Source organism: Homoserinimonas sp. A520 (genome assembly GCF_054489245.1).
This window is the reverse complement of record NZ_JBTMWX010000008.1, coordinates 61,712-81,510: the sequence shown is the minus strand read 5'-3', so window position 1 is coordinate 81,510 and position 19,799 is coordinate 61,712. Positions and strand designations below refer to the sequence as shown.

The window sequence follows — 19,799 nt, the reverse complement described above, 5'->3', positions numbered from 1 at the left end:
TTAGCTGGCCCGGGTTTCGGCGTCCTGTGTCGCCCGTGCCAGTGCATCCGTGACAAAGGTGCCGAGCTGGTCGGCTCCTCGCCTCGACATCACGATGGTGTAGTGATTGACGTCGGCGATGTCATAGGCGGTCAGGCTCGGTACGCGAGCCTCCCACTCTTCGACAGTACTCGCCGAGTAGAGCGCCTGTGGCTCATTGAGCAGGCCGCGGGGCGCCCGCAGGAAGCTGATGCGCACCGGGGTGGCCGCGAGCGCATCCGCGTATCCGACATCTCCGCTGAGCTGCAGGGTGTCTTCGAGCACCGCTTGGTAGCTGGCTGACGGGGACATTTCCGGGGCTGTGCCGCGCAGGTCGTAGTCGATGTAGGCCTCGATGGCGGGCGACCAGTCGGGGCTCAGTGCCGGATGATTGCGCCAGAAAGCGCGATACGCCTCCGGACTCTCGAAGATCATCGACAGGCGTTCTGCTGCCGGCCCGATCAGCGCCTTCGGCAGGTCCTCAGCCGACACCCCGACTGGAGCGGGAATGGGAAGCCCGCCGTCGACCAGGATCACTTCTGACACGGTGGAGGGATAGCGCCGGGCGAGCGTCGACGCCACGAAGGCGCCCATCGAGTGGCCGAGCACGACGGTGCGTGCAACGCCGAGCTCGTCCAGCACGGCCTTCATGTCATCAGCGTGGGACGGCATGCCCCACGGGCCGGGAAGCTCACTGCTTCGGCCGCGCCCCCGAAGGTCCGGGGCGATGATGCGAAGGTGCGGCATGACCTCCGCCAGCGTCTGCCAGGCCTTGTGTGTCGCCGTGATGCCGTGGATGGCCAGGATGGCTGGGCCGGTGTCCGGCCCCCACAGGCCCACCGCGAGCATCCCGCCGCGAACCGGCACCTGCACCGTGCGATAGCTGATGTCCGTATTGCTCATCGTGCGCTCCATCCGCCGTCCATCATGTATGAGGCTCCGGTCACCATGCCGGCGTTATCGCCGCTCAACCACAGCACCAGGTCGGCGACCTCGCTGGGCTCCAACAGGCGCTTGATCGCGCTTTCGGTGAGCATCACCTTCTCGACCACTTCCGATTCGGGTATGCCGTGCAGCGCCGCCTGGTCGGCGATCTGCTTCTCGACCAGCGGGGTGCGAACGTAACCGGGGTTGACGCAATTGCTGGTCACGCCGTGCTCACCGCCTTCGAGCGCGGTGACCTTGGACAGCCCTTCCAAACCGTGCTTCGCCGCGACATAGGCGGACTTGAACTCGCTGGCCCGCACTCCATGCACCGAACTGATGTTGACGATGCGGCCGAAGCCGTTGCGGTACATGTGCGGGAGCGCCGCGCGGACCAGCAGGAACGGCGCCTCGAGCATCAGCGTCATGATCAGATGGAACTTCGCCGGATCGAATTTCTCGATCGGGCTCACATGCTGGATTCCTGCGTTGTTGACCAGGATGTCCACGTCGAGTTCCAGGGACACGAGGGTGCTCGTGTCTGCCAGGTCCACGTGCCAGGCCTCCCCGCCGATCTCCGACGCCACCGACCTGGCAGCATCCCCGTCCAGGTCGGCGATCACGACGTGGGCCCCTGCCGCGGCTAGTGTGCGCGCGCAGGCGGCCCCGATGCCGCTGGCCGCACCGGTGACGAGCGCCTTCTTGCCGCTCAGATCGATTGTCATCGCCCAGTCTCCTCTTCCTGCCCGGCGGCTGAAGTCCCCAACCCGCCCCGAATGAACCGCATCATCTCTTCGAGCACGGCCGGGGGGACCGCGCTGGTGCCGCTCGCCGACGGGTCACTTCCGTCGCCCTCGACGGATCCGTCGCCCCACAGCACCCACCGCATGCCGATCATCTCGCCGATGCCCATCAGCATCCAGGCGGCGACGGTCGGGTCGATGCTGCTGATCTCGCCGGAATCCCTGGCCTTGCCGAGCGCCTCGATGTAGCCCTCCACGATGCGCGTGTAGTGCAATCGGAGCGCTCGTGGGGACACCCACTCCGCTTCGCGCACGATCCGGTAGAGGGCAGGATGCTCGGCGGTGAATTCGAAGAAGCCCAGGAACCCGAGGCGTTCGGCCTCCAGCCGGGTGGTTCCGCGGGACGCCGCCTCGGACATGGAGTGGCGCACCCGGCGGTTCAGGTCTTCGACCAGCTCCTCGAACACCTGCAGCTTGCTCTCGAAGTACAGGTAGAACGTGCCTTGCCCGACGCCGGCCTCTTCGGTGATGCGCACGATCGACGCCTCGGTATAGCCGAGCCGTGCGAAGACTGTCTCTGCTGCGGCAAGGATCTTCGCCCGGGTGGCGGTGCCCCTGGCGGTTCTGGGCGTGCGGTTCATCGGATGACCTCGTTCTCGGCCGGCTGCTCGGCGCTCCACCGCTGCAGGAGTTCGCGTCTCAGTACCTTTGCCGAGGATGATCGGGGAATCTCCGCGACGAAGCGGATGTACTTGGGCACCTTGAACCTGGCGAGTTGACTCTCACACCAGGCGATGAGTTCCTGCTCGTCGGTGGCGACACCTTTCCGCGCGACGATGTATGCCGCACCGGTTTCTCCCCACCGGTCGTCAGGAACACCGATGACGGCTGCGTCGGCGACGCCCGGGTGTGCGAACAACACCGACTCGACTTCGGCAGGGGCGACGCCTTCTCCACCCGAAATGAAGATGTCCTTGATGCGATCGACCACCTGGTAGTAGCCCTCGGCATCGCGGATCACCAGGTCGCCGGTGTGCAGCCATCCGCCTCGGAGCGCTGCGTCGGTGAGTTCGGGCTCACGGAAGTACCCGGCGAAGACACTCGGGCCGCGCACCAGGAGTTCACCCTCCGCTGCGCCATCCACGTGTTCCCCGGTGACCGGGTCGGCGACCGCGACCTCGACGTGCGGGTACGGCTTCCCGGCCAGGCCGATCTTGGTGCGGGCGTCCTCGTCCGGCAGGCAGAGCACGTTCGGGGAGGCCTCCGTGAGCCCGTATCCCTGGGTGAGGGCGACGCCGCGCGAGTGCCACGTGCGAAGCAACGGTTCCGGCATGGGTGCGCCGCCGACGACCGCGTGCTTGAGGCTGGTCAGGTCGGCAGCCTGGAAGGACGGATGCTCGGCGAGGAACAGGTAGTTGGCCGGCACACCCATGGTGGTCGTGATCCGGCGTTCCTGGATGAGTTGCAGGATGCGACCGGGGTCGAAGGTGCGCTCCAGCACCACGGTCGCGCCGGTCCACCAGGCGAGCAGGGGTTGAACGTTCCAGCCGCCAACGTGGTACTGCGGCATGACAGCCAGGACAACGTCGACGCTGGTGATCTCGACCGTGCGCGACAACGCCAGGTTGGTCCAGAAGCAATTGGCGTGGGTCAGGATCGCGCCCTTGGGCCGATCGAGCGTTCCCGAGGTGAAGACGATGATCAGCGGGTCGTCATCCTGCACCGGGCGGCGGATGAGCGCGGCATCCAGTTTGCGGCTCGGTGCCGGCACGCTTCGCTCGATGCCGTGTGCTCCGGGGCTGGAGACCGCAAGGGTCTGGGGCAGCCTGCGGTAGGCGGCGCTTGCCAGGGAGGAGAACTCTTCCTCCACCAGCAGGAGGGCGGGGTCCGCGGTGTCCAGTTGTATCGCCAATTCGCGCGGCGAGAGGCGCCAGGACAGGGGAACGAGCACCAGTCCGGCCTTCGCACAGGCGAAGAACACCACGACGTGGTCTGAGCTGTTGCCGGTTACGGTTGCCACCCGGTCGCCTACCCCGTAACCGGCGTCGAGCAGGGCTGCGGCGAGCCGGGAGGCGCGCGCGTCGAGCTCGGCGTAGGTCACCACGACCCCGCGGTCGTCGACGGCGACCCGGCTGGGGGTTGCGAGCGCGCGGTCCGCCGTCCAGCGGCCCAGGGTGTGCAGGCCGTCGCTGCTGCTGTCGTACTGGGGCATCAGACGACCTCTTCCAGTGCATCACGGTCAGCCGTCGTGTTCCGGCGCGGGTTGCCGGCTCTCCTGGCCAGGCCGGCGAGACCTCCTGGGAGGAACAGAACGACCAGGATAAACAGGGTACCGAGGATGAACAGCGGCTCGGACAGCGGGATCCGCAGCACCGCGGGAAGCCCTTCGATGAAGTCGGAGCTGGCCAGCGTGGTCAGGCGCTGGTCGAGGATCGTGTAGACGATGCCGCCGACGACAGCGCCCCAGCGCGACCCGACCCCGCCGAGCACGACGATCACCAGGATGGTCAGCGTGAAGTCTGCCGACGTTGCTCGCGGTGTCGCCCCGCTCTGCAGCAGCATGTAGACCATTCCGACGAGCGCGGCGAGCGCTGATGCGATCACGAAGGTGATCAGTTTCACCACGAATGGGCGGATGCCGATCACGCGTACCCGCAATTCGTTCTCCCGGCTGGCGGTGACGACGTGGCCCGCCCTGGAACGTTCGAACCAGGTGACGATCAGGAACACGACGACGACGAGGACGAGCGCCACCCAGTAGAGGTTGCGGGTGTTGAGCACCCCGACGAGGAAGTCCGGAACGTTGTCGGTGTTGAGGGTCAATCCCTCCTCACCACCGGTCACCTGCGGGTTGCGTCGCACCAGCACCGAGCCGGCCTGCGCGAATGCGAGAGTCACCATGGCGAACGAGATTCCGGTCACGCGAAGGCTGACCGCTCCGAGCAGGTATGCCACGATGACCACCCCGGCCAGGGTCAGCCCCATGGCGGGCACGAGGCCCAGGTCGGTGTTCTTCAGCAGGATTCCGAGGCCGTACGCGCCGGCAGCGAAGTAGAGGGCATGGCCGAACGACAGCAGGCCGGCTGTTCCGAAGAGCAGGTGGTAGCTGAGCGCGAGCGACGCGAACAGCAGGCTGAGCGCCAGGAGCTGCAGGGTGCCCGGCAGGTATGTCGGCCCTGGCAGCACTCCCGGTATCGACACGTTCAGGAACGGGATGATCGCGAACAGGGCAACCAGGGCACCACCGACGATCCAAGGGGTGTAGCGGCTTTCCATCAGCGTGCGGACCTTGTTCATGCTTTGCTCCCCAGTAGTCCGGAGGGTTTGATCAGCAGCACCACGGCGAGCAGCAGGACGACTACCAGGTCACCGGTTCCGGCGAGGTAAAAGTTGGCGAACTGCTGCAGGATGGCGACGACGACGGATGCGATGGCAGCGCCGGCGAGGGAGCCGAGACCACCGATCACGGTGACGATGAAGGCGAAGATCAGCAGCGATCCGCCGATGTGTGGTGAGACGTAGCCGAAGTAGTGCGATGCCAGCACACCGCCGAGCCCGGCTGCGGCACCACCGATGGCGAACATCAGCGTGAAGGCGCGGCGCACGTCGATGCCGAGGGCCGTCACCATCGAACGGTTCTCCACGCCGGCTCGGATGATGAGCCCGTACCTGGTGAACTTCAGGAACAGCACGAGCGCGAGCAGCACCAGGACCGCGGCGATGATGAGCACGAAGCGGTCGTTCGGTATGAGCGCCCCGAGGATGTTCGTGGTCTGCCCGAACCACTCGGGTCCGGTGACGTAGATGGGGTCGACTCCCCAGATGCCCTCGAACAGGGCGACGGTGGCGAGCGCTAGCCCGACCGTCACCAGCACCTGCTCGATGTGGCGCAGGTACAGGGGCCGGATGAGGAAGAACTCGGTCGCGGCGGCGATCAATGCGCCGACGATGGCTCCGACCGTGATCGAGACGAGGAAGCTCGCCCAGCTGCCGTCACCCATTCGGCGGGCGACCTCCCAGCCGGCGAAGGCGCCGAGAGTGAGGAAGGACCCGTGGGCGAAGTTCAGCACGCCCATCAGGCCGTAGATGAGGGATAGCCCGGACGCCACCAGGAAGTAGAGCGCTCCCAGGCCGAGTCCGGTGATCAGAAGAAGGACGACGGTGCTCATCGGGTGGCCTCGCCATCGGACCGCGCGCTGCGCGCATCGCTCGGTGTGGCATCCGCAGTGCTGGAGTGCACGCCGAGCAGTCTCCTGGTGAGTTCGTCGTCGTCCAGGAGTTCGCTGGCGAGCCCGGTGAACGCGACCCTGCCGCCTTCGATGACCACCACCGTGCTTGCAAGCTGCCGCACCACCTGGAGATTCTGTTCCACCAGCAGGATCGGTGCCGTTTCTGCCGCTTTCGCCAGGGCGACCGCTACGTCCTGAACGATGAGCGGGGCGAGGCCCTTGGTCGGTTCATCGACCAGCAGAAGCCGGTTCGCATTGAGCAGCGCCCTGGCCAGGGAGACCATCTGCTGCTGTCCGCCGGAGAGCGTGCCTGCGGCCTGTGCCGCGCGCTGGGTGAGGTCGGGGAAGAGTTCGGCGACAAGCGCGCGCCCCGGCGCGCCGTCCCGCTCCGCCAGGCGGAGATTCTCAGCCACGGTCAGCTTGGAGAAGACCTCCCGGTCTTCAGGGATGTAGCCGACACCGCGCCTGACGATCCGGTGAGTCGGCTCGGAATCTATGCGGTCGCCCGCGAAGTTCACCATCCCCTTGCGCTCGATGAGGCCGAGGATGGCCTTGATCGTCGACGTCTTGCCGACGCCGTTCCTCCCGAGGAGTGCGGTCACGCCGATGGCAGGCACTTCGAAGCTCACATCTTCAACCACCTGCTGACCGGCGACCCGGGCGCTCAGGTTCTTCACGCTCAGGATGGGCGCGGTGGTGCTCATACGGTCTCCCCCAGGTAAGCGCTCTGCACGGCCGGGTTGGCCATGATGGCGCTCGGTGTGTCGATGGCCAGCAGCTGGCCGTGGTGCATGACGGCGACCCGGTCGACCAGGCCGAGCACGACATCCATGTGGTGTTCCACCATCAGGACGGTGCGGCCGGATCGGTGAACCTGGCGGATGACCTCCACCAGCCCCGGCACGTCAGCTGAACCGACGCCGGCCATCGGCTCGTCGAGCAGGATCACCTGAGGCTCCGTTGCCAGCAGCATCGCGATCTCCAGCTTGCGCTTGTCGCCGTGCGAGAGAACGCCGGCATCGGTGGCGTGGTGGTGGGCGAGCCCCACCTCATCGAGCCGCTCCCTGGCAACGCGGGTGGCATCATCCGTCGATCGCGGGAAGCGGATGACAGACACCTCTTTGCCGAGGGCGACCTGCGCCGCCAGTCTCACGTTCTCCAGCGCGCTGAGCGCCGGGAACAGGCTGGAGGTCTGGAAGGTGCGGCCCAGGCCAGCCCGTGCGCGCCGGTGGATCGGTTCGGCGGTGACATCCCTGCCCTGCAGCTTCACGGTGCCCTCTGTGGGGATGAGCACTCCGGAAATCAGGTTGAACAGGGTTGTCTTGCCTGCCCCATTGGGGCCGATCACTCCGAGCAGCTCGCCTTGCGTCACGGCGATCGACACGTCATCCATGATGCGTGCGCCACCGATCTGCAGTCCGAGATGGTCGACGGCGAGCACGGGCTGGTTGGTCATTGCCTATTCCTAGCTGAGGTGATTACTTGACAATGGCCGGCGCCACGGTTTCGGCGTCGACTACCTCGACCAGTTCAGGCTTCCAGGTGTCACCGTCGGCGACAAGCTTTGCCTGGTACATCGGCTGGATCATGGCGTGGTCTTCCGCCCGGATGGTGGTCTCACCCTTGGGCCCGGTGAAGCTCCAGCCCTCGAGCGATTCGATCATCTTGTCGACATCCTCGCCGCCGCCCTCTGAGATGGCACGCACGATCATGAGCGCCGCGTTGAAGCCGTCCGGTGAGAACAGGTCCGCCTGGTGACCGTTCGCTTCGAGGTACTCGATCATCGCCTGGTTCTCGGCGTTGTCGCTGGCGCCTGCGAAGTAGTGGTTGAGGAAGCTGATCTTGTCGCTGGCCTCACCGTAGGCTCCGAAAGTGGAGATGTCGCCGAGTCCGGTCACTACCGGCATGGCATCGAAGACGCCCTGCTGCGACAGCGACTGCCACATTGCACCGGATGTTGCACCAGCCCAGGCGACGAACACCAGGTCCGCGTCGGACTGCAGCACCTGCTGGGCGAACGGGGTGAATTCCGTCGCGTCCTCCGGAACCAGCACGCTGGAAACAGTCGCGCCCTTGGCACCGAGAACGGCGTCAACACCGGCGACGTTGCCCTGCCCGAATGCGTTGTCCTGGGCGAAGACGACGATGTTCTTGCCGGACGGGTCGCCGACGAACGTTCCGGCGGTTGCCACATCCTGCTGGGTCTGGCGGCCGGAACGGAAGGTGTACTCATTGATGCCGGTGATGGCATCCGCTGCCGCCGGCCCTGAGATGTAGAGAATCTTGTTCTGCTCAGCCTGCTCGGCGACCGCGAGCGCGATCCCGGACGATGCCGTGCCCGCGATGATCTTGAAACCCTGGCCGATGTAGTCCTTGACCAGGCTGACGGCCTTGTCGGCGTCGCCGGCGTCATCCGCCCGCTCGATGTTCAGCTCGCGGCCGTCGACCTCTCCGGTGCCCTCTGTTGCGTAGTCGAGGCCGGCTTCGAAGCCGTTGATGTAGGCCTCGCCGTAGGCGGCGAGTGGTCCGCTCTGCGAGTAGACCATGGCGATGTTGACTGGGGCGAGGTCGTCGGTGGTTGCTTCGGGGGTGGTCGGGGCGCAGCCGGCCAGCGCAATGCCGGCCGTCGCGATGATTGCCGGTATCAGGTACTTCTTTGTAGCCCTCATGGAGGTAGCCTTTCCTGCTGTCATTGAAGGAGTCGGTGCTAACCTGACAGTTGATTCAGGTTTCAGTAAAGATAGGTCCGCTAGGGCGGTACTGTCAAATAGGTTCACTAGAATTGCCGTGGATCACAGGCAAAGGAGCTCACCATGTCGAACGACGTAGTCATTGTCGCAGCAGCGCGAACCCCCCAGGGGCGAATCCTCGGGCAATTGGCACCCCTCTCCGCAGTGCAGCTGGGAGCCATAGCCATCTCGGGCGCGCTCGAGCGCTCCGGTGTGGCCGCGGACGAGGTGCAGGCGGTCATCATGGGCCACGTGCTGCAGGCCGGCGCCGGGCAGAACCCCGCCAGGCAGGCTTCGATCGCGGCAGGCATCGGCTGGAATGTGCCGACGGTCACCATCAACAAGGTGTGCCTGTCCGGGCTCGCGGCCGTCATCGACGCTGCCCGCATGATCCGCGGCGGTGAAGCGGATGTCGTGGTGGCCGGCGGTATGGAGTCGATGACCAATGCGCCGCACGTGCTTCCCGGCTCACGCAAGGGCTGGAACTATGGAGCCATCTCCGCCGTCGACTCCGTCGCGCACGACGGACTGACGGATGCCTTCGACAACGAGTCGATGGGAAGCTCAACAGAGAAGTACAACGAGAAGCTCTCCATCAGCCGCACCGAGCAGGACGAGGTGGCGGCGGCGTCGCACCAGCGCGCCGCGAAGGCGATCGCGGACGGCGTGTTCGACGCCGAGATCGCCCCCGTGGAGATCACCGGCCGGAAGGGCGACAAGACGACCATCACGGCGGACGAGGGCATCCGGGCCGAGAGCACCGTCGACACGCTCGCGAAGCTGCGCCCGGCGTTCAGCCCGGACGGTGCGATCACGGCAGGAAACTCGTCGCCGCTCAGCGACGGCGCATCGGCGCTGGTCCTGACCAGCCGCGACTACGCCGAGAAGAACGGGCTCACCATTCTCGCGGTGGTGGAGGCGTCAGGCCAGGTTGCCGGGCCGGACAACTCGCTGCACTCGCAGCCGTCGAACGCGATCAACTCCGCGCTTGCCCGAGCCGGCTGGTCGGTATCCGACCTCGACTTCATCGAGATCAACGAGGCCTTCGCCTCCGTCGCCATCCAGTCGACCAGGGATTTGGGCGTCTCTCACGACCTGGTCAACATTCATGGTGGTGCGATCGCCATCGGGCACCCGATCGGGGCATCCGGTGCCCGCCTGGCCGTTCACGCGGCGCACGAACTCGCCCGGCGAGGTTCGGGTCGCGCAGCCGTCGCACTCTGCGGCGGTGGAGGCCAGGGCGAGGCGCTCCTGCTCTCCTTGTAACTGCTCCCCCCTCGCGAACGCAACCACGAGCCGGTTTGTCATCAGCGCTGCGAAACAATGTGCTGCGCAGATGACAAACCGGCTCGCTGTTCTTGGGATTGGGCGCGTAGCGAGACGTTTGGGGCTTAGCCGGACATGAACAGGGGTAATAGCCTGATTCACCGGCAAGGAGAGCCCATGGACAGCAAACGCGACGATCTCGATGCGCTACTCGCGCTCAGCGCGGACAGCAGCGTTGACGAGGATCCGGCCCTTGCAGTCCGGGTGCGGGAAATGGCGCTCGGCGTTGAAGCCGAGCAGCGGAAGCGCACTGAACTTCCGTTCTGGAGGAGGCGACGCGTTATTCTCGCCGCTGCTGGCATCCTGGCTCTGGGAACCACGGCTGGAACGGTGATCCCGCAGTTGAACCTGGACGGCTGGACTTCGGACGGCGTACCAATCGAGGCGGATGCCGTCATTCCGATCAACTATCAGACGGCTTCCGGGGTGGTCGTCTCCTGCAGCTACGCCATCGCTTTCCCACCGCAGGACAACCCGGGCGACGTAGCGGAGCTCAGTGCGTTCCTCGGTGAACACGACTGGACCGGCATAGGACAGGAGATCTATGAGGAGGCGGTCCGCAACCCCTTCGTTTCCGGTCCGAATGACCATGGTTTCGACAACGCGTCGCAGGGCATCATCGACTCCTTCTCATACCGCAACGCCGAGTCCAGGGTCATCTACGGGGAGATTCCCGAAGAATTGACGCCAGCCGGTACCTCCAGCGCCGGGACGAGCGACTGCACGGGCCAGTTGAGGTGAGTGCCTCGTCGAGTCAGGAGACAATAATTCACGCCACTGTGGCGCGCACGGCGCCCAGAACCAGTGCCGAGCGAGTCACCGCAGCTGTCGAACTGAACGCCACGGCCCTACTTCGATTCTTCTCACGGCGGGTTGAGCAGCCGGAAGATGCCGCCGACCTGCTCGGCGAGACGCTGCTTGCTGTCTGGCGGCGCGCCAGGTCGATCCCGGGCGATGACGCAGGTGCGCGAATGTGGATGTACGGCATAGCCAACAACGTGCTCGCCAATCACCGGCGCAGCCGGGTGCGTCAATTCGCGCTTGCCGACAAGCTCCGATCCGACCTAGCCCACCGCGTGGGCGGAGGAGATGGTCAAGCGGGCGGCGCTGAGGCTGATCTCCTTGAGCACGTCCGCGGACTGATCGCAGACCTCGACCCGAGAGAGCGTGACCTGGTGTCGCTTGTGCACTGGGAGGGGTTCAGCATCATCGAGGCCGCCAAGATCTTGCAACTCAACCCCTCGACCGCACGAACCAGATATTCGCGAGCACGAGCACGACTCAGAGACGCGCTTCGCGAATCAGGAGACGTGGGGTAGCGAGGCAGTCGAGCTCTTCGGGCCCAAACGATGACGGCCTTTGTCGTCGATGACGGTGTTTCAACTCGCGTCATCGACGACAAAGGCCGTCATCATCGAGCGGGAATCCAGCGACGCGGGGGTAGCAGGAATGCGCCGCGACTACAGGATGCTGATCGGCTTCACGATGTCGGCGTAGATGAGCAGCAGGCTCATGCCGCCAAGCAGGATCACCACCGTGAATGTCAACGGAATCAGCTTCGCAGCATCGACGGGACCAGGGTCGCGCCGCTTGAACAGTTTGGCGAAGAAGCGCCGGATGCCCTCCCACAGCGCCCCGGCGACATGGCCACCGTCGAGTGGCATGAGCGGGATGAGGTTGAACACGAGCAGCGCGATGTTGACCGATCCGATGAGCCCGATCAGGTAGCTGGCCCGTTCGGCGATCGGAATCGTGTCGATGCTCGAGATCTCGCCGGCGATACGGCCGACACCGACCACGCTGAGCGGACCGTTCGGGTCGCGTTCCTCCGGCCCGAAGGCCGCCTCCGCCACGTCGATCAGCCGCTGCGGCAGGTTCAGGATGATGTTGAAAACCGATGCAATGTTGTCCCCGACCGCGGGCAGCACCGCCGTCACCGGCTGGGGGGCGAGCTCCCAGGCGCCGGTAATCCCGAGCATGCCGACTTCTTCCGTGACCGGGTCGCCCGCAGCATCCGTCTTGATGCCGCCGTCATCGGCCGCGACGTAGCGCTCGGTGAGGAACGGCGTCGCGGTCAGGGTCTCCTGGGAGCCGTCGCGCTCCACGACGATGGTCAGCGGCTGGCCTGGAGAGGTGCGGATGAATTCGGTTGCCTGCTCCCACGAGGTCACCTCGGCGCCGTTCACCCTGAGCAGGGTGTCCCCCGGCTTGAGTCCGGCTTCCGCTCCCGGCGCCAGGGGGTCGCCTGGCGCGCACTCCTGCCGCTCGCTGGTCGCGGGCAGAAGGCACTCGTTGACGCTCCCCACCGTGGTGCTCACCTGCTGCACGCCGAACCCGCAGAGCACGACGGCGAACAGCACAACGGCGATGACGAGGTTCATGAATGGCCCGCCAAGCATGATGACGACGCGCTTCCAGATGGGGAGACGGTAGAAGGTCCGCTCCTCCTCGCCCGCCAGGATGGTCTCGGCATTCGCGGAACGCGCATCCTGCACCAGTGTCTGGAAGAACCCGGTGCTCGCCGTCCTGCCCTTGCCGCCGGAGTCGACCGGCGGGTACATGCCGGCCATCGAGATGTAGCCGCCCAGCGGGATCGCCTTCACGCCGTACTCGGTCTCACCGCGTTTCTTCGACCACAGTGTCGGCCCGAACCCGACCATGTACTGGCCGACCCGCACTCCGAAGAGCTTCGCCGGAACCAGGTGCCCCACCTCGTGCAGCGCGATCGACACCGCGAGGCCGACGAAGACGACCAGGATGCCGAAGATATAGAGCAGGGCCGTTTCCACCTGCACAGACTACCTTCGGCTCGCTCGGAACTTGCTGCCAGGCGGCGCGGCGATTCGAGCGCGACGCCGTGACCGGCGCGGCGGCGTCACGCTCAGAACACCTCACGGGCACGATCCAGTCCAGGTGGGTACCCTGAAGGGACAACATCGTGAGGTGCGAATGACCGGAACAGATGTAGACAACCTGATCGGCAGCCTGCTGGCGGGACGTTTCAGGATCTCAGCCCTTCTCGGCCGGGGCGGTATGGCAACGGTGTACCTTGCCGACGACGAGACGTTGGGGCGAGCGGTGGCCGTCAAGGTATTCCGCCGCGACCTGGCCGACGGGGACGACCTGCAAAGACAGAACGATGAGATCCAGCTGCTGGCGGCGCTCAACCATCCGAGCCTGGTCACCCTGTTCGATGCGTCGACCGATGAAACCGGAAACGCCTTTCTGGTGATGGAGCTGGTCGACGGCACTGACCTTCATTCACGCCTGCGCGAAGGAGCGCTCGAGCGCGTGCTGGTGGCGACCATCGGCGCGAACCTGGCGGACGCCCTCGTCTATGTGCACGCCAACGGGGTGATCCACCGAGACATCAAGCCGGGAAACATCCTGCTTCCCGATCCTGATGCCGACCACAGCGGCCCGAGCGCGAAGCTCGCCGACTTCGGAATTGCACGGATCGTCGACGGCGCCCGGCTGACTGCCACCGGGAAGATCCTCGGCACCGCCACGTACTTCTCTCCAGAGCAGGCGCTCGGCGATCCGCTCACCCCGGCGAGCGACGTTTACTCTCTCGGTCTGGTGCTGCTCGAGTGCCTGACCGGCGAGAAGGCCTTTGACGGGTCCGCCGTCGAGTCGATGATGGCGCGGCTCGCGCGCGACCCTGAGGTGCCAGCCGAGTTGGGCGACAGCTGGGTCGGCCTGCTGAAGGGGATGACCCACCGGGCACCGGAAGCCCGCCCCACCGCGCGCGATGTTGCCGGCGTGCTCGGACGCCTCGCCGACACCGGCGCGACGACCGAGGCTTTCGAGGCGACGGATGCTCCGACGAAGGCATACGCCCCGGTGGACGCCCCTCTCATGCCGAAGACGGCGAAGAACCCGCTGCCGCGCCGCCCGCGGCGCCGCACGGTGCTGATCGTGGCAGCGGTCGTCGCAGCCCTGCTGCTGGTGTGGCCGGCCACCCTCGCCGTCTCGTCGATGTTCCCGCCGACCGAACCTGACACCGGGGTCGAGTACCCGCCCGTGGACGGCACGCTGGGTACCCACCTGGAACAACTGCAGAGGAGCGTTGAACCATGACGCCCACCACGATGCTGCGCGGAATGCTGACCTCCGTCGTTTTCGTGGTCGCCGTCGCGCTGACCGGATGCGCACCACAACAGTCCGACTACGGCGCGGACACGGCAGAACTCCTGCAGGGTGAGGTGCTTGAAATCTCGGAGCTGTCGGCAGACTCCGACTTTGCGGCGGCGTTGCTCGCACTCAGCGAACTGGAGGTGTCGCTGAAAGATGCGCGTGCGCGTGAGTTGCTCACCGAGGAACGCTTTGAGAGCATCACGGCAGCCCTGGCACTGGTGAAGGCCGACCTCGAAGCTGCGATTGCGGCTCAGGCGCCGCCCCCGGCCCCTGAACCAGAGCCTGAGGAGGGCGGCGACGGCGGTGACGACGAGGGCGAGGGCAATAGCGGTAAGGGGAATGGAGACAAGGGCAAGGGCAACGACAACGGAGACGACGACTGACCCGGTTGTCAGTTGCCGGCGATGATCCGGTCCGCCGTCTCCCGCGCCCAGCGTTCGGCTTCAATGATCCCCGGAAGGCTGACGTCGCCTCCGTCGTGGGCGTCCACCACTTCTGCGACCGTGTCGACGATGCCCAGGTAGCCGACGCCGCCGGCGTGGAACGCCTTCACCGCCTGCTCGTTCGCGGCGTTGAACACCGCAGGGTAGGTCCCGCCAGCACGACCGACGGCTTTGGCCAGCTCGACCGAAGGGAATGCCGCAGCATCCAACGGCTCGAAGGTCCAGCTGTGCGACGCCGTCCAGTCCAGCGGTCGCCCGACCCCGGCCACCCGGTTCGGCCAGTCGAGTCCGAGAGAGATGGGCAGGCGCATGTCGGGCGGCGACGCCTGTGCGATGGTGGACCCGTCGACGAACTCCACCATGGAATGCACGATGGATTGCGGATGCACCGTGACCTCGATGTTGTCGTACGGGACGTCGAAGAGCAGGTGCGCCTCGATCACCTCGAGCCCCTTGTTCACCAGGGTTGCCGAGTTGGTGGTGATCACCAGCCCCATGTCCCAGGTCGGGTGGGCGAGGGCCTCACGAGGGGTGACGTCGATGAGGCTCTCGCGGCTCCTGCCCCGGAACGGGCCACCGGATGCGGTCAGTATCAGGCGGCGAACCTCGGCTTCCGTGCCGCTGCGTAGTGCCTGCGCGATCGCCGAGTGCTCCGAGTCGACCGGCACGAGCTGGCCCGGGGCCGCCGCACGTTTCACCAGGTCCCCGCCACAGATCAGGCTCTCCTTGTTGGCGAGCGCCAGCGTGGCATCCGTCGCCAATGCGGCCAGGGTGCAGCCCAGGCCGATCGACCCCGTGATGGCGTTGAGCACGACGTCGGCCTGTACCGAGCTGACCAGTCGTTCGGACTCCCCCGCCCCGATGGCCGTGTCGGCCACACCGAACGCGGCGGCCTGCTCGGCCAGCAACTCCCGGTTGGAGCCGGCGCTGAGGCCGACCACCTCGAAACGATCGCGGTTTGCGCCGATCACGTCGAGCGCCTGCACGCCGATCGACCCGGTGGAGCCGAGGATGATGACGCGTCGCACGAGGTTCACTCCCCTTCCCCAGGAGTAATCGGCGCAGGCGTAATCGGCTGCACCACGGCCAGGATGTCGATCACGTAGACCATGGTGTCAGCCGCGTCGATGCCGAACTCGCGGCTGCCCTCGTCACCGAACCCCAACGCCGGCGGGACGATGGCGAGCACCTGGGATCCGACCGTGTTCCCCACGATTGCATCCCCGAACGCCTTCATGAAGCTCGATGTGGGCATTCGGACGGGGTCGTCCCGCTGCCAGCTGGAGTCGAAGGTCCTGCCGCTCGCCCAGACCACCCCGCGGTACTCCACCGTCACAGTGGCGCCCTCGGTGACCACCAGCCCTTCGCCCTTCCTCATCACGGTGGCCGAGAATGCGGTCGGTGGCGACTTCGGGGGGATCGTGACCTGCGGCTCGCCGGTTGCCCCGACGTGCACCTGCGGAAGGCTGTCCATCACGGGCTGGCGCTCACCCAGGGCGCGGTCAGCGGCAATGGAGACGACATCGACGATGAGCACAACAGAGTCGGATGCTGCGATGCCGTGCTTCTCGCTCCCGGCGTCGCCGAACGCTTCCTCCGGAGGAACCACGGCGGCGATCCGGGAGCCCTCGGCCGAACACCGGAGCGCGCCTTCCAACCCGGACACCATCGACCTGCCGTCGAGGACGACCTGTGCGTGCGGGGTGCCATACCCGACGGCGTCGATGACGTCGCCGGTCGCCGCATCGAACGCGGCGTAGGCGAATGTCACCTGCGACCCAGGCTCGGCCAGCCTGCCCTCACCGGGATTCACCACGGTGCGCTGCGTTCTGGCGGGTGCGAGCGCTTCCTCGAAGCGCACGCTCGGCACGGCATCGGCACCGCCCAGCACCACTACTGCGTCGGAGGCGGTGCCGGGCGCGGTCGGCTGGCAGGAGAGGTCGCCGACGAGGTCGCTCGGCGCGCTCTGGCATCCCGCGAGCAACAGCGCCATGCTGGCGATTGCCACGAGGGCGAAGGGTTTCTGCACGGTTGTTGCTCTCCGGATCGGGTTGAGTAATCAGCCTACGGCCACAGTCACCCGCGGCTCGTGACCCACCGGAAAGTTCACCGACGCCGCGATGAAGCACTTCTGTGCCGCATCGTGGTGCAGTGCCGTGGCCCGTTCTGCCATGTCGGCGCTGGCGACGGTCACCACGGGGCGGAGCGTCACCGAGGTGAAATGGCCGCCGCCATCCGCGCCCTGCTCCATGACCCCGACCGGCTCGTCGCGGTAGTCGGTCACCACCACGCCGGCGGATGCGGCAACGTGGAGATAGCTGAGCAGGTGACACTGGCTGAGGGCGGCGAGCAACATCTCTTCGGGATTCCAGCGGTCGGCGTCACCGTGGAATGGGCGGTCGCTCGACCCGGCGATGTCATGCTTCCCCGCCGACGACAGCACGTGGTCCCGACCGTACGCCTTGTAGTTGCTGGTTCCCGTTCCGCGGTTGCCGGTCCAGACCAAGCCGATTGCGTAGTGATGTTCCAACCCCATATGGGCAGGTTACACCGGCGCTAGGCTCGGAAGATCATGACCTCCCAACCACTCACCACACGCGACACCGTCGAACTGGCCGTCCTCGAACGCAGCGGAATGATCGAGTCCCGCCACCTGGGCGCAGCCATCGTGCTGTCCCCGGATGGCGAAGAACTGCGGATGCTCGGCAACGCTGATGCGCTCATCTACCCGCGGTCCTCCCTCAAGCCGCTCCAGGCCGTCGCGGTGCTGCGCTCTGGCGTCGATCTCGACGGAGAGCAGCTCGCCCTGGCGACCGCCAGCCACTCCGGTACCGCCGCCCACCAGCGCGTCGCGGGCGAGATGCTGGCCAGGGCCGGGCTGGGCGAAAACGACCTGGGCTGCCCTGAGGACTGGCCATCGGACCCGGCGGCCGAGGCGACGGCACGGACCTCCGGCGGGCCACGACGACTGGCCATGAACTGTTCGGGTAAGCACGCCGCGTTCCTCCTGGCCTGCGCGCACAACGGGTGGTCGATCGACGACTACCTCGATCCGCTGCATCCGCTGCAGAGGCGCATCCAGGCTGTGGTCGAAGAATTCACCGGAGCACCGATTGCCCACTTCGGCACGGACGGGTGCGGCGCACCGCTTTTCGGCATCAGCCTGCGTGCCCTGGCGATCGCCCTGTCGCGGGTGGCCCGCGGCACGGAGGACGCCACCGCCCGCCTGGTGTCGGCGCTCCTGCAGCACCCCTGGGCGATCGACGGTCCAGGCAGGTCGAACACCATCGTGATCGAGGAACTAGGGCTGGTCGCCAAGCTGGGTGCTGAAGGGGTCAACGTCATGGCTGCCAGGGACGGCACATCGGTCGCCGTGAAGATGCTGGACGGCAATGGACGAGCGACCACCATGGTGGCGCTCGAGTTGCTGGCCTCCGTCGGCGCGGTGGACGCCGCGCAGGCAAGGCGCGTCGCCGAACTCGCCACGGAGCGGGTGCTCGGTGGCGGAGAGCCGGTCGGCGAGCTGCGCGTGGCGTTCTAGCTACCTGGACCGCATGCGCTTCGCCCGCAGGGCGGAGGTCACCTGCTGGCTGACGACCAGGATGATCGCGAGCAGGAACACTGCCGACGCGATCACGTTCGCCTCAGCCGGGATCCCGCGAGCGGCCGCCGTATAGACGAACTTGGGGAACGTCGTCGCCGAGCCCGAGTTGAAGCTGGTGATGATGAAGTCGTCGAAGCTCAGGGCAAACGACAGCAATGCCGCTGCGACGATGCCGGGAAGCAGGAGCGGGAAGGTGATGCGCCAGAAAACCTGGCGTGGGGAGCCGTACAGGTCGCGTCCGGCCTCCTCCAGCGCCGGGTCGAGGCTGGCCACCCTCGCCTTCACCGTTACCACCACGAAGCTGATGCAGAACATGGTGTGCGCGATGATGATCGTCACGATGCCCTTCTGCATGCCCACCATGAGGAACTCGGCTGCGAGTCCGGCACCGAGCACGACCTCCGGGGTCGCCATCGGCAGGAACAGCAGCAGGCTGATCGAGGAGCGGAACCTGAACCGATACCGCACCAGGGCGATGGCGATCATCGTGCCGAGCGCTGTCGCGATGACAGTGGCGGTGACTCCGACCAGGAGGCTGTTTCCGAACGCCTCGCAGACATCCTGTTTGTTGCAGACGTTCAGCCAGTTCTCCCAGGTGAAACCGCGCCAGGCGATGTTCGACTTGATCGAATCGTTGAACGAGAACACGAAGGTGTAGACGATCGGAACGAGCAGGAACGCGAGCGCCAGCACGGCGTAGATCGGCAGTAGCCACTTGCCGAAGGAGAACCGGTTCACAGCAGGTCCTCCGTTCCACTTCGCTTCACATAGGCGACGACCATCACCAGGATCGCCGCCATCAGGATGATCGAAAGTGAAGCCGCCGCCGGATAGTTGAGCACGATCAGGAAGTTGCTCTCGATCACGTTGCCCACCATCGCCGTACCCGAGCCGCCGAGGAACGCCGAACTGGCGTTGATGTAGTCGCCGGCCGCCGGGATGAACGTCAGCAGCACGCCTGCGACGATGCCGGGCATCGACAGGGGCACCGTCACCGTGAAGAAGGTGGTGGCCGGCTTCGCATACAGGTCGCTTCCGGCCTCCAGGTAGCGGGTGTCGAGGCGCTCGAGCGATGCGTAGATCGGCAGCGTCATGAAGGGGATGAAGTTGTAGGTCAGGCCGAACACCACCGAGAACGCGGTACCGGTGACATGGGCGTCCGCCGGCAGGATCGTCAGGTTCTTCAGGATGCCGACGAGCGGCGATTCATCGGACAGCAGCTGCTTCCAGGCGAGCGTACGAAGCAGGAAGCTGATGAAGAACGGGGCGATCACCAGCACCAGCGCGAGCTTCTGCACCAGCGGCCACGGGCGGGCGACCACACCGATGAAGTAGGCGAGCGGGTAGCTGAAGAGCAGGGCGAAGATCGTCGCGAGGATCGCGTAGACGAACGAGCGGATGATGTGCTCGCCGTAGAGGCCGATGACGGTCTGGTAGTTCTCCCACCGGAAGGCCGTCTCGTACTCGCCGATGTCGCCGAACTCCGCAGGAGCCTGCAGCGAGGTGATCAACAGGGAGACCAGCGGTACCAGGTAGAACAGCGCCAGGTAGAGGATGCCCGGCAACAGCAGCAGGAGCGCGATCTTGCTGAATCTCCGTGGCTTCTGCTCTACCTCGACGCCGGACGCGAATGCACCGAATGCCAT

The 19,799-nt window shown here is 66.1% G+C and carries 21 protein-coding genes; 6 read left to right on the top strand and 15 right to left on the bottom strand.

All coding sequences use genetic code 11. The annotated features are described in order from the left end of the window. From ACX3PH_RS15285 to ACX3PH_RS15245, 9 genes are read right to left on the bottom strand one after another with little or no spacing between them, the layout of a single operon-like run. Window positions 1–921, bottom strand: a complete 921-nt coding sequence (locus tag ACX3PH_RS15285) for an alpha/beta fold hydrolase (RefSeq protein ID WP_459093553.1) — start codon at window positions 919–921, stop codon at window positions 1–3. Next, entirely contained in the window at window positions 918–1,667 is a 750-nt protein-coding gene (locus ACX3PH_RS15280) for a 3-hydroxybutyrate dehydrogenase (protein ID WP_459093552.1), read from the bottom strand. Before ACX3PH_RS15280 ends, ACX3PH_RS15285 begins: the two co-directional genes overlap by 4 nt. Next, complete coding sequence (locus ACX3PH_RS15275; RefSeq protein ID WP_459093551.1) at window positions 1,664–2,326, bottom strand: TetR/AcrR family transcriptional regulator; 663 nt, start codon at window positions 2,324–2,326, stop codon at window positions 1,664–1,666. Before ACX3PH_RS15275 ends, ACX3PH_RS15280 begins: the two co-directional genes overlap by 4 nt. Then, complete coding sequence (locus ACX3PH_RS15270; RefSeq protein WP_459093550.1) at window positions 2,323–3,897, bottom strand: AMP-binding protein; 1,575 nt, start codon at window positions 3,895–3,897, stop codon at window positions 2,323–2,325. The genes ACX3PH_RS15275 and ACX3PH_RS15270 overlap by 4 nt, the downstream gene beginning before the upstream one ends. Beyond that, window positions 3,897–4,982, bottom strand: coding sequence for a branched-chain amino acid ABC transporter permease (locus ACX3PH_RS15265; RefSeq protein WP_459093549.1), 1,086 nt, complete (start codon window positions 4,980–4,982; stop codon window positions 3,897–3,899). The genes ACX3PH_RS15270 and ACX3PH_RS15265 overlap by 1 nt, the downstream gene beginning before the upstream one ends. Next, complete coding sequence (locus tag ACX3PH_RS15260) at window positions 4,979–5,854, bottom strand: branched-chain amino acid ABC transporter permease (protein WP_459093548.1); 876 nt, start codon at window positions 5,852–5,854, stop codon at window positions 4,979–4,981. The genes ACX3PH_RS15265 and ACX3PH_RS15260 overlap by 4 nt, the downstream gene beginning before the upstream one ends. Then, window positions 5,851–6,618, bottom strand: coding sequence for an ABC transporter ATP-binding protein (locus tag ACX3PH_RS15255; RefSeq protein WP_459093547.1), 768 nt, complete (start codon window positions 6,616–6,618; stop codon window positions 5,851–5,853). Before ACX3PH_RS15255 ends, ACX3PH_RS15260 begins: the two co-directional genes overlap by 4 nt. Continuing rightward, window positions 6,615–7,370: an ABC transporter ATP-binding protein gene (locus tag ACX3PH_RS15250; RefSeq protein ID WP_459093546.1), complete on the bottom strand. Its 756-nt coding sequence runs from the start codon at window positions 7,368–7,370 to the stop codon at window positions 6,615–6,617. The genes ACX3PH_RS15255 and ACX3PH_RS15250 overlap by 4 nt, the downstream gene beginning before the upstream one ends. Before the next feature lie 22 nt (window positions 7,371–7,392). Beyond that, on the bottom strand, window positions 7,393–8,583 hold the full coding sequence (locus ACX3PH_RS15245) for a substrate-binding domain-containing protein (protein WP_459093545.1): 1,191 nt from the start codon (window positions 8,581–8,583) through the stop codon (window positions 7,393–7,395). A 144-nt stretch (window positions 8,584–8,727) separates the two neighbouring features. On the opposite strand from ACX3PH_RS15245, the gene ACX3PH_RS15240 reads away from it, so the two are divergent. The 3 genes from ACX3PH_RS15240 (at window position 8,728) to ACX3PH_RS15230 (ending at window position 11,288) form a co-directional block, all read left to right on the top strand. Continuing rightward, window positions 8,728–9,909, top strand: coding sequence for an acetyl-CoA C-acetyltransferase (locus ACX3PH_RS15240; protein ID WP_459093544.1), 1,182 nt, complete (start codon window positions 8,728–8,730; stop codon window positions 9,907–9,909). A 177-nt stretch (window positions 9,910–10,086) separates the two neighbouring features. Next, window positions 10,087–10,710 carry a hypothetical protein gene (locus tag ACX3PH_RS15235; RefSeq protein ID WP_459093543.1) on the top strand — a complete coding sequence of 208 codons (624 nt, stop codon included), beginning with the start codon at window positions 10,087–10,089 and terminating at the stop codon, window positions 10,708–10,710. Between the two features lie 38 nt (window positions 10,711–10,748). Then, window positions 10,749–11,288 carry an RNA polymerase sigma factor gene (locus tag ACX3PH_RS15230; RefSeq protein WP_459093542.1) on the top strand — a complete coding sequence of 180 codons (540 nt, stop codon included), beginning with the start codon at window positions 10,749–10,751 and terminating at the stop codon, window positions 11,286–11,288. Window positions 11,289–11,429: 141 nt separating this feature from the next. Here ACX3PH_RS15230 and ACX3PH_RS15225 read toward each other — a convergent pair whose 3' ends face one another. Beyond that, window positions 11,430–12,758 (bottom strand): M50 family metallopeptidase, encoded by a 1,329-nt coding sequence (locus ACX3PH_RS15225; RefSeq protein ID WP_459093541.1) that lies wholly within the window; start codon window positions 12,756–12,758, stop codon window positions 11,430–11,432. A 160-nt stretch (window positions 12,759–12,918) separates the two neighbouring features. On the opposite strand from ACX3PH_RS15225, the gene ACX3PH_RS15220 reads away from it, so the two are divergent. Then, on the top strand, window positions 12,919–14,049 hold the full coding sequence (locus ACX3PH_RS15220; protein ID WP_459093540.1) for a serine/threonine-protein kinase: 1,131 nt from the start codon (window positions 12,919–12,921) through the stop codon (window positions 14,047–14,049). Beyond that, window positions 14,046–14,489 (top strand): hypothetical protein, encoded by a 444-nt coding sequence (locus ACX3PH_RS15215; protein ID WP_459093539.1) that lies wholly within the window; start codon window positions 14,046–14,048, stop codon window positions 14,487–14,489. The genes ACX3PH_RS15220 and ACX3PH_RS15215 overlap by 4 nt, the downstream gene beginning before the upstream one ends. A gap of 8 nt (window positions 14,490–14,497) precedes the next feature. Here ACX3PH_RS15215 and ACX3PH_RS15210 read toward each other — a convergent pair whose 3' ends face one another. The 3 genes from ACX3PH_RS15210 to ACX3PH_RS15200 are packed head-to-tail and all read right to left on the bottom strand — an operon-like array spanning window position 14,498 to window position 17,085. After that, window positions 14,498–15,577 (bottom strand): 1-deoxy-D-xylulose-5-phosphate reductoisomerase, encoded by a 1,080-nt coding sequence (locus ACX3PH_RS15210; protein ID WP_459093612.1) that lies wholly within the window; start codon window positions 15,575–15,577, stop codon window positions 14,498–14,500. A 5-nt stretch (window positions 15,578–15,582) separates the two neighbouring features. Further along, a complete protein-coding gene (locus tag ACX3PH_RS15205; protein ID WP_459093538.1) occupies window positions 15,583–16,578 on the bottom strand; it encodes an FKBP-type peptidyl-prolyl cis-trans isomerase in 996 nt (331 codons plus the stop codon). 30 nt (window positions 16,579–16,608) lie between these two features. Beyond that, window positions 16,609–17,085, bottom strand: coding sequence for an OsmC family protein (locus ACX3PH_RS15200; RefSeq protein ID WP_459093537.1), 477 nt, complete (start codon window positions 17,083–17,085; stop codon window positions 16,609–16,611). A 36-nt stretch (window positions 17,086–17,121) separates the two neighbouring features. Here ACX3PH_RS15200 and ACX3PH_RS15195 point away from each other — a divergent pair, with 36 nt between their 5' ends. Next, a complete protein-coding gene (locus tag ACX3PH_RS15195; RefSeq protein ID WP_459093536.1) occupies window positions 17,122–18,090 on the top strand; it encodes an asparaginase in 969 nt (322 codons plus the stop codon). On the opposite strand, the gene ACX3PH_RS15190 is transcribed toward ACX3PH_RS15195, so the two are convergent. Together ACX3PH_RS15190 and ACX3PH_RS15185 are read right to left on the bottom strand one after the other, a co-directional pair. Continuing rightward, window positions 18,091–18,891 (bottom strand): ABC transporter permease, encoded by an 801-nt coding sequence (locus ACX3PH_RS15190; protein WP_459093535.1) that lies wholly within the window; start codon window positions 18,889–18,891, stop codon window positions 18,091–18,093. Beyond that, complete coding sequence (locus tag ACX3PH_RS15185) at window positions 18,888–19,799, bottom strand: ABC transporter permease (RefSeq protein ID WP_459093534.1); 912 nt, start codon at window positions 19,797–19,799, stop codon at window positions 18,888–18,890. Before ACX3PH_RS15185 ends, ACX3PH_RS15190 begins: the two co-directional genes overlap by 4 nt.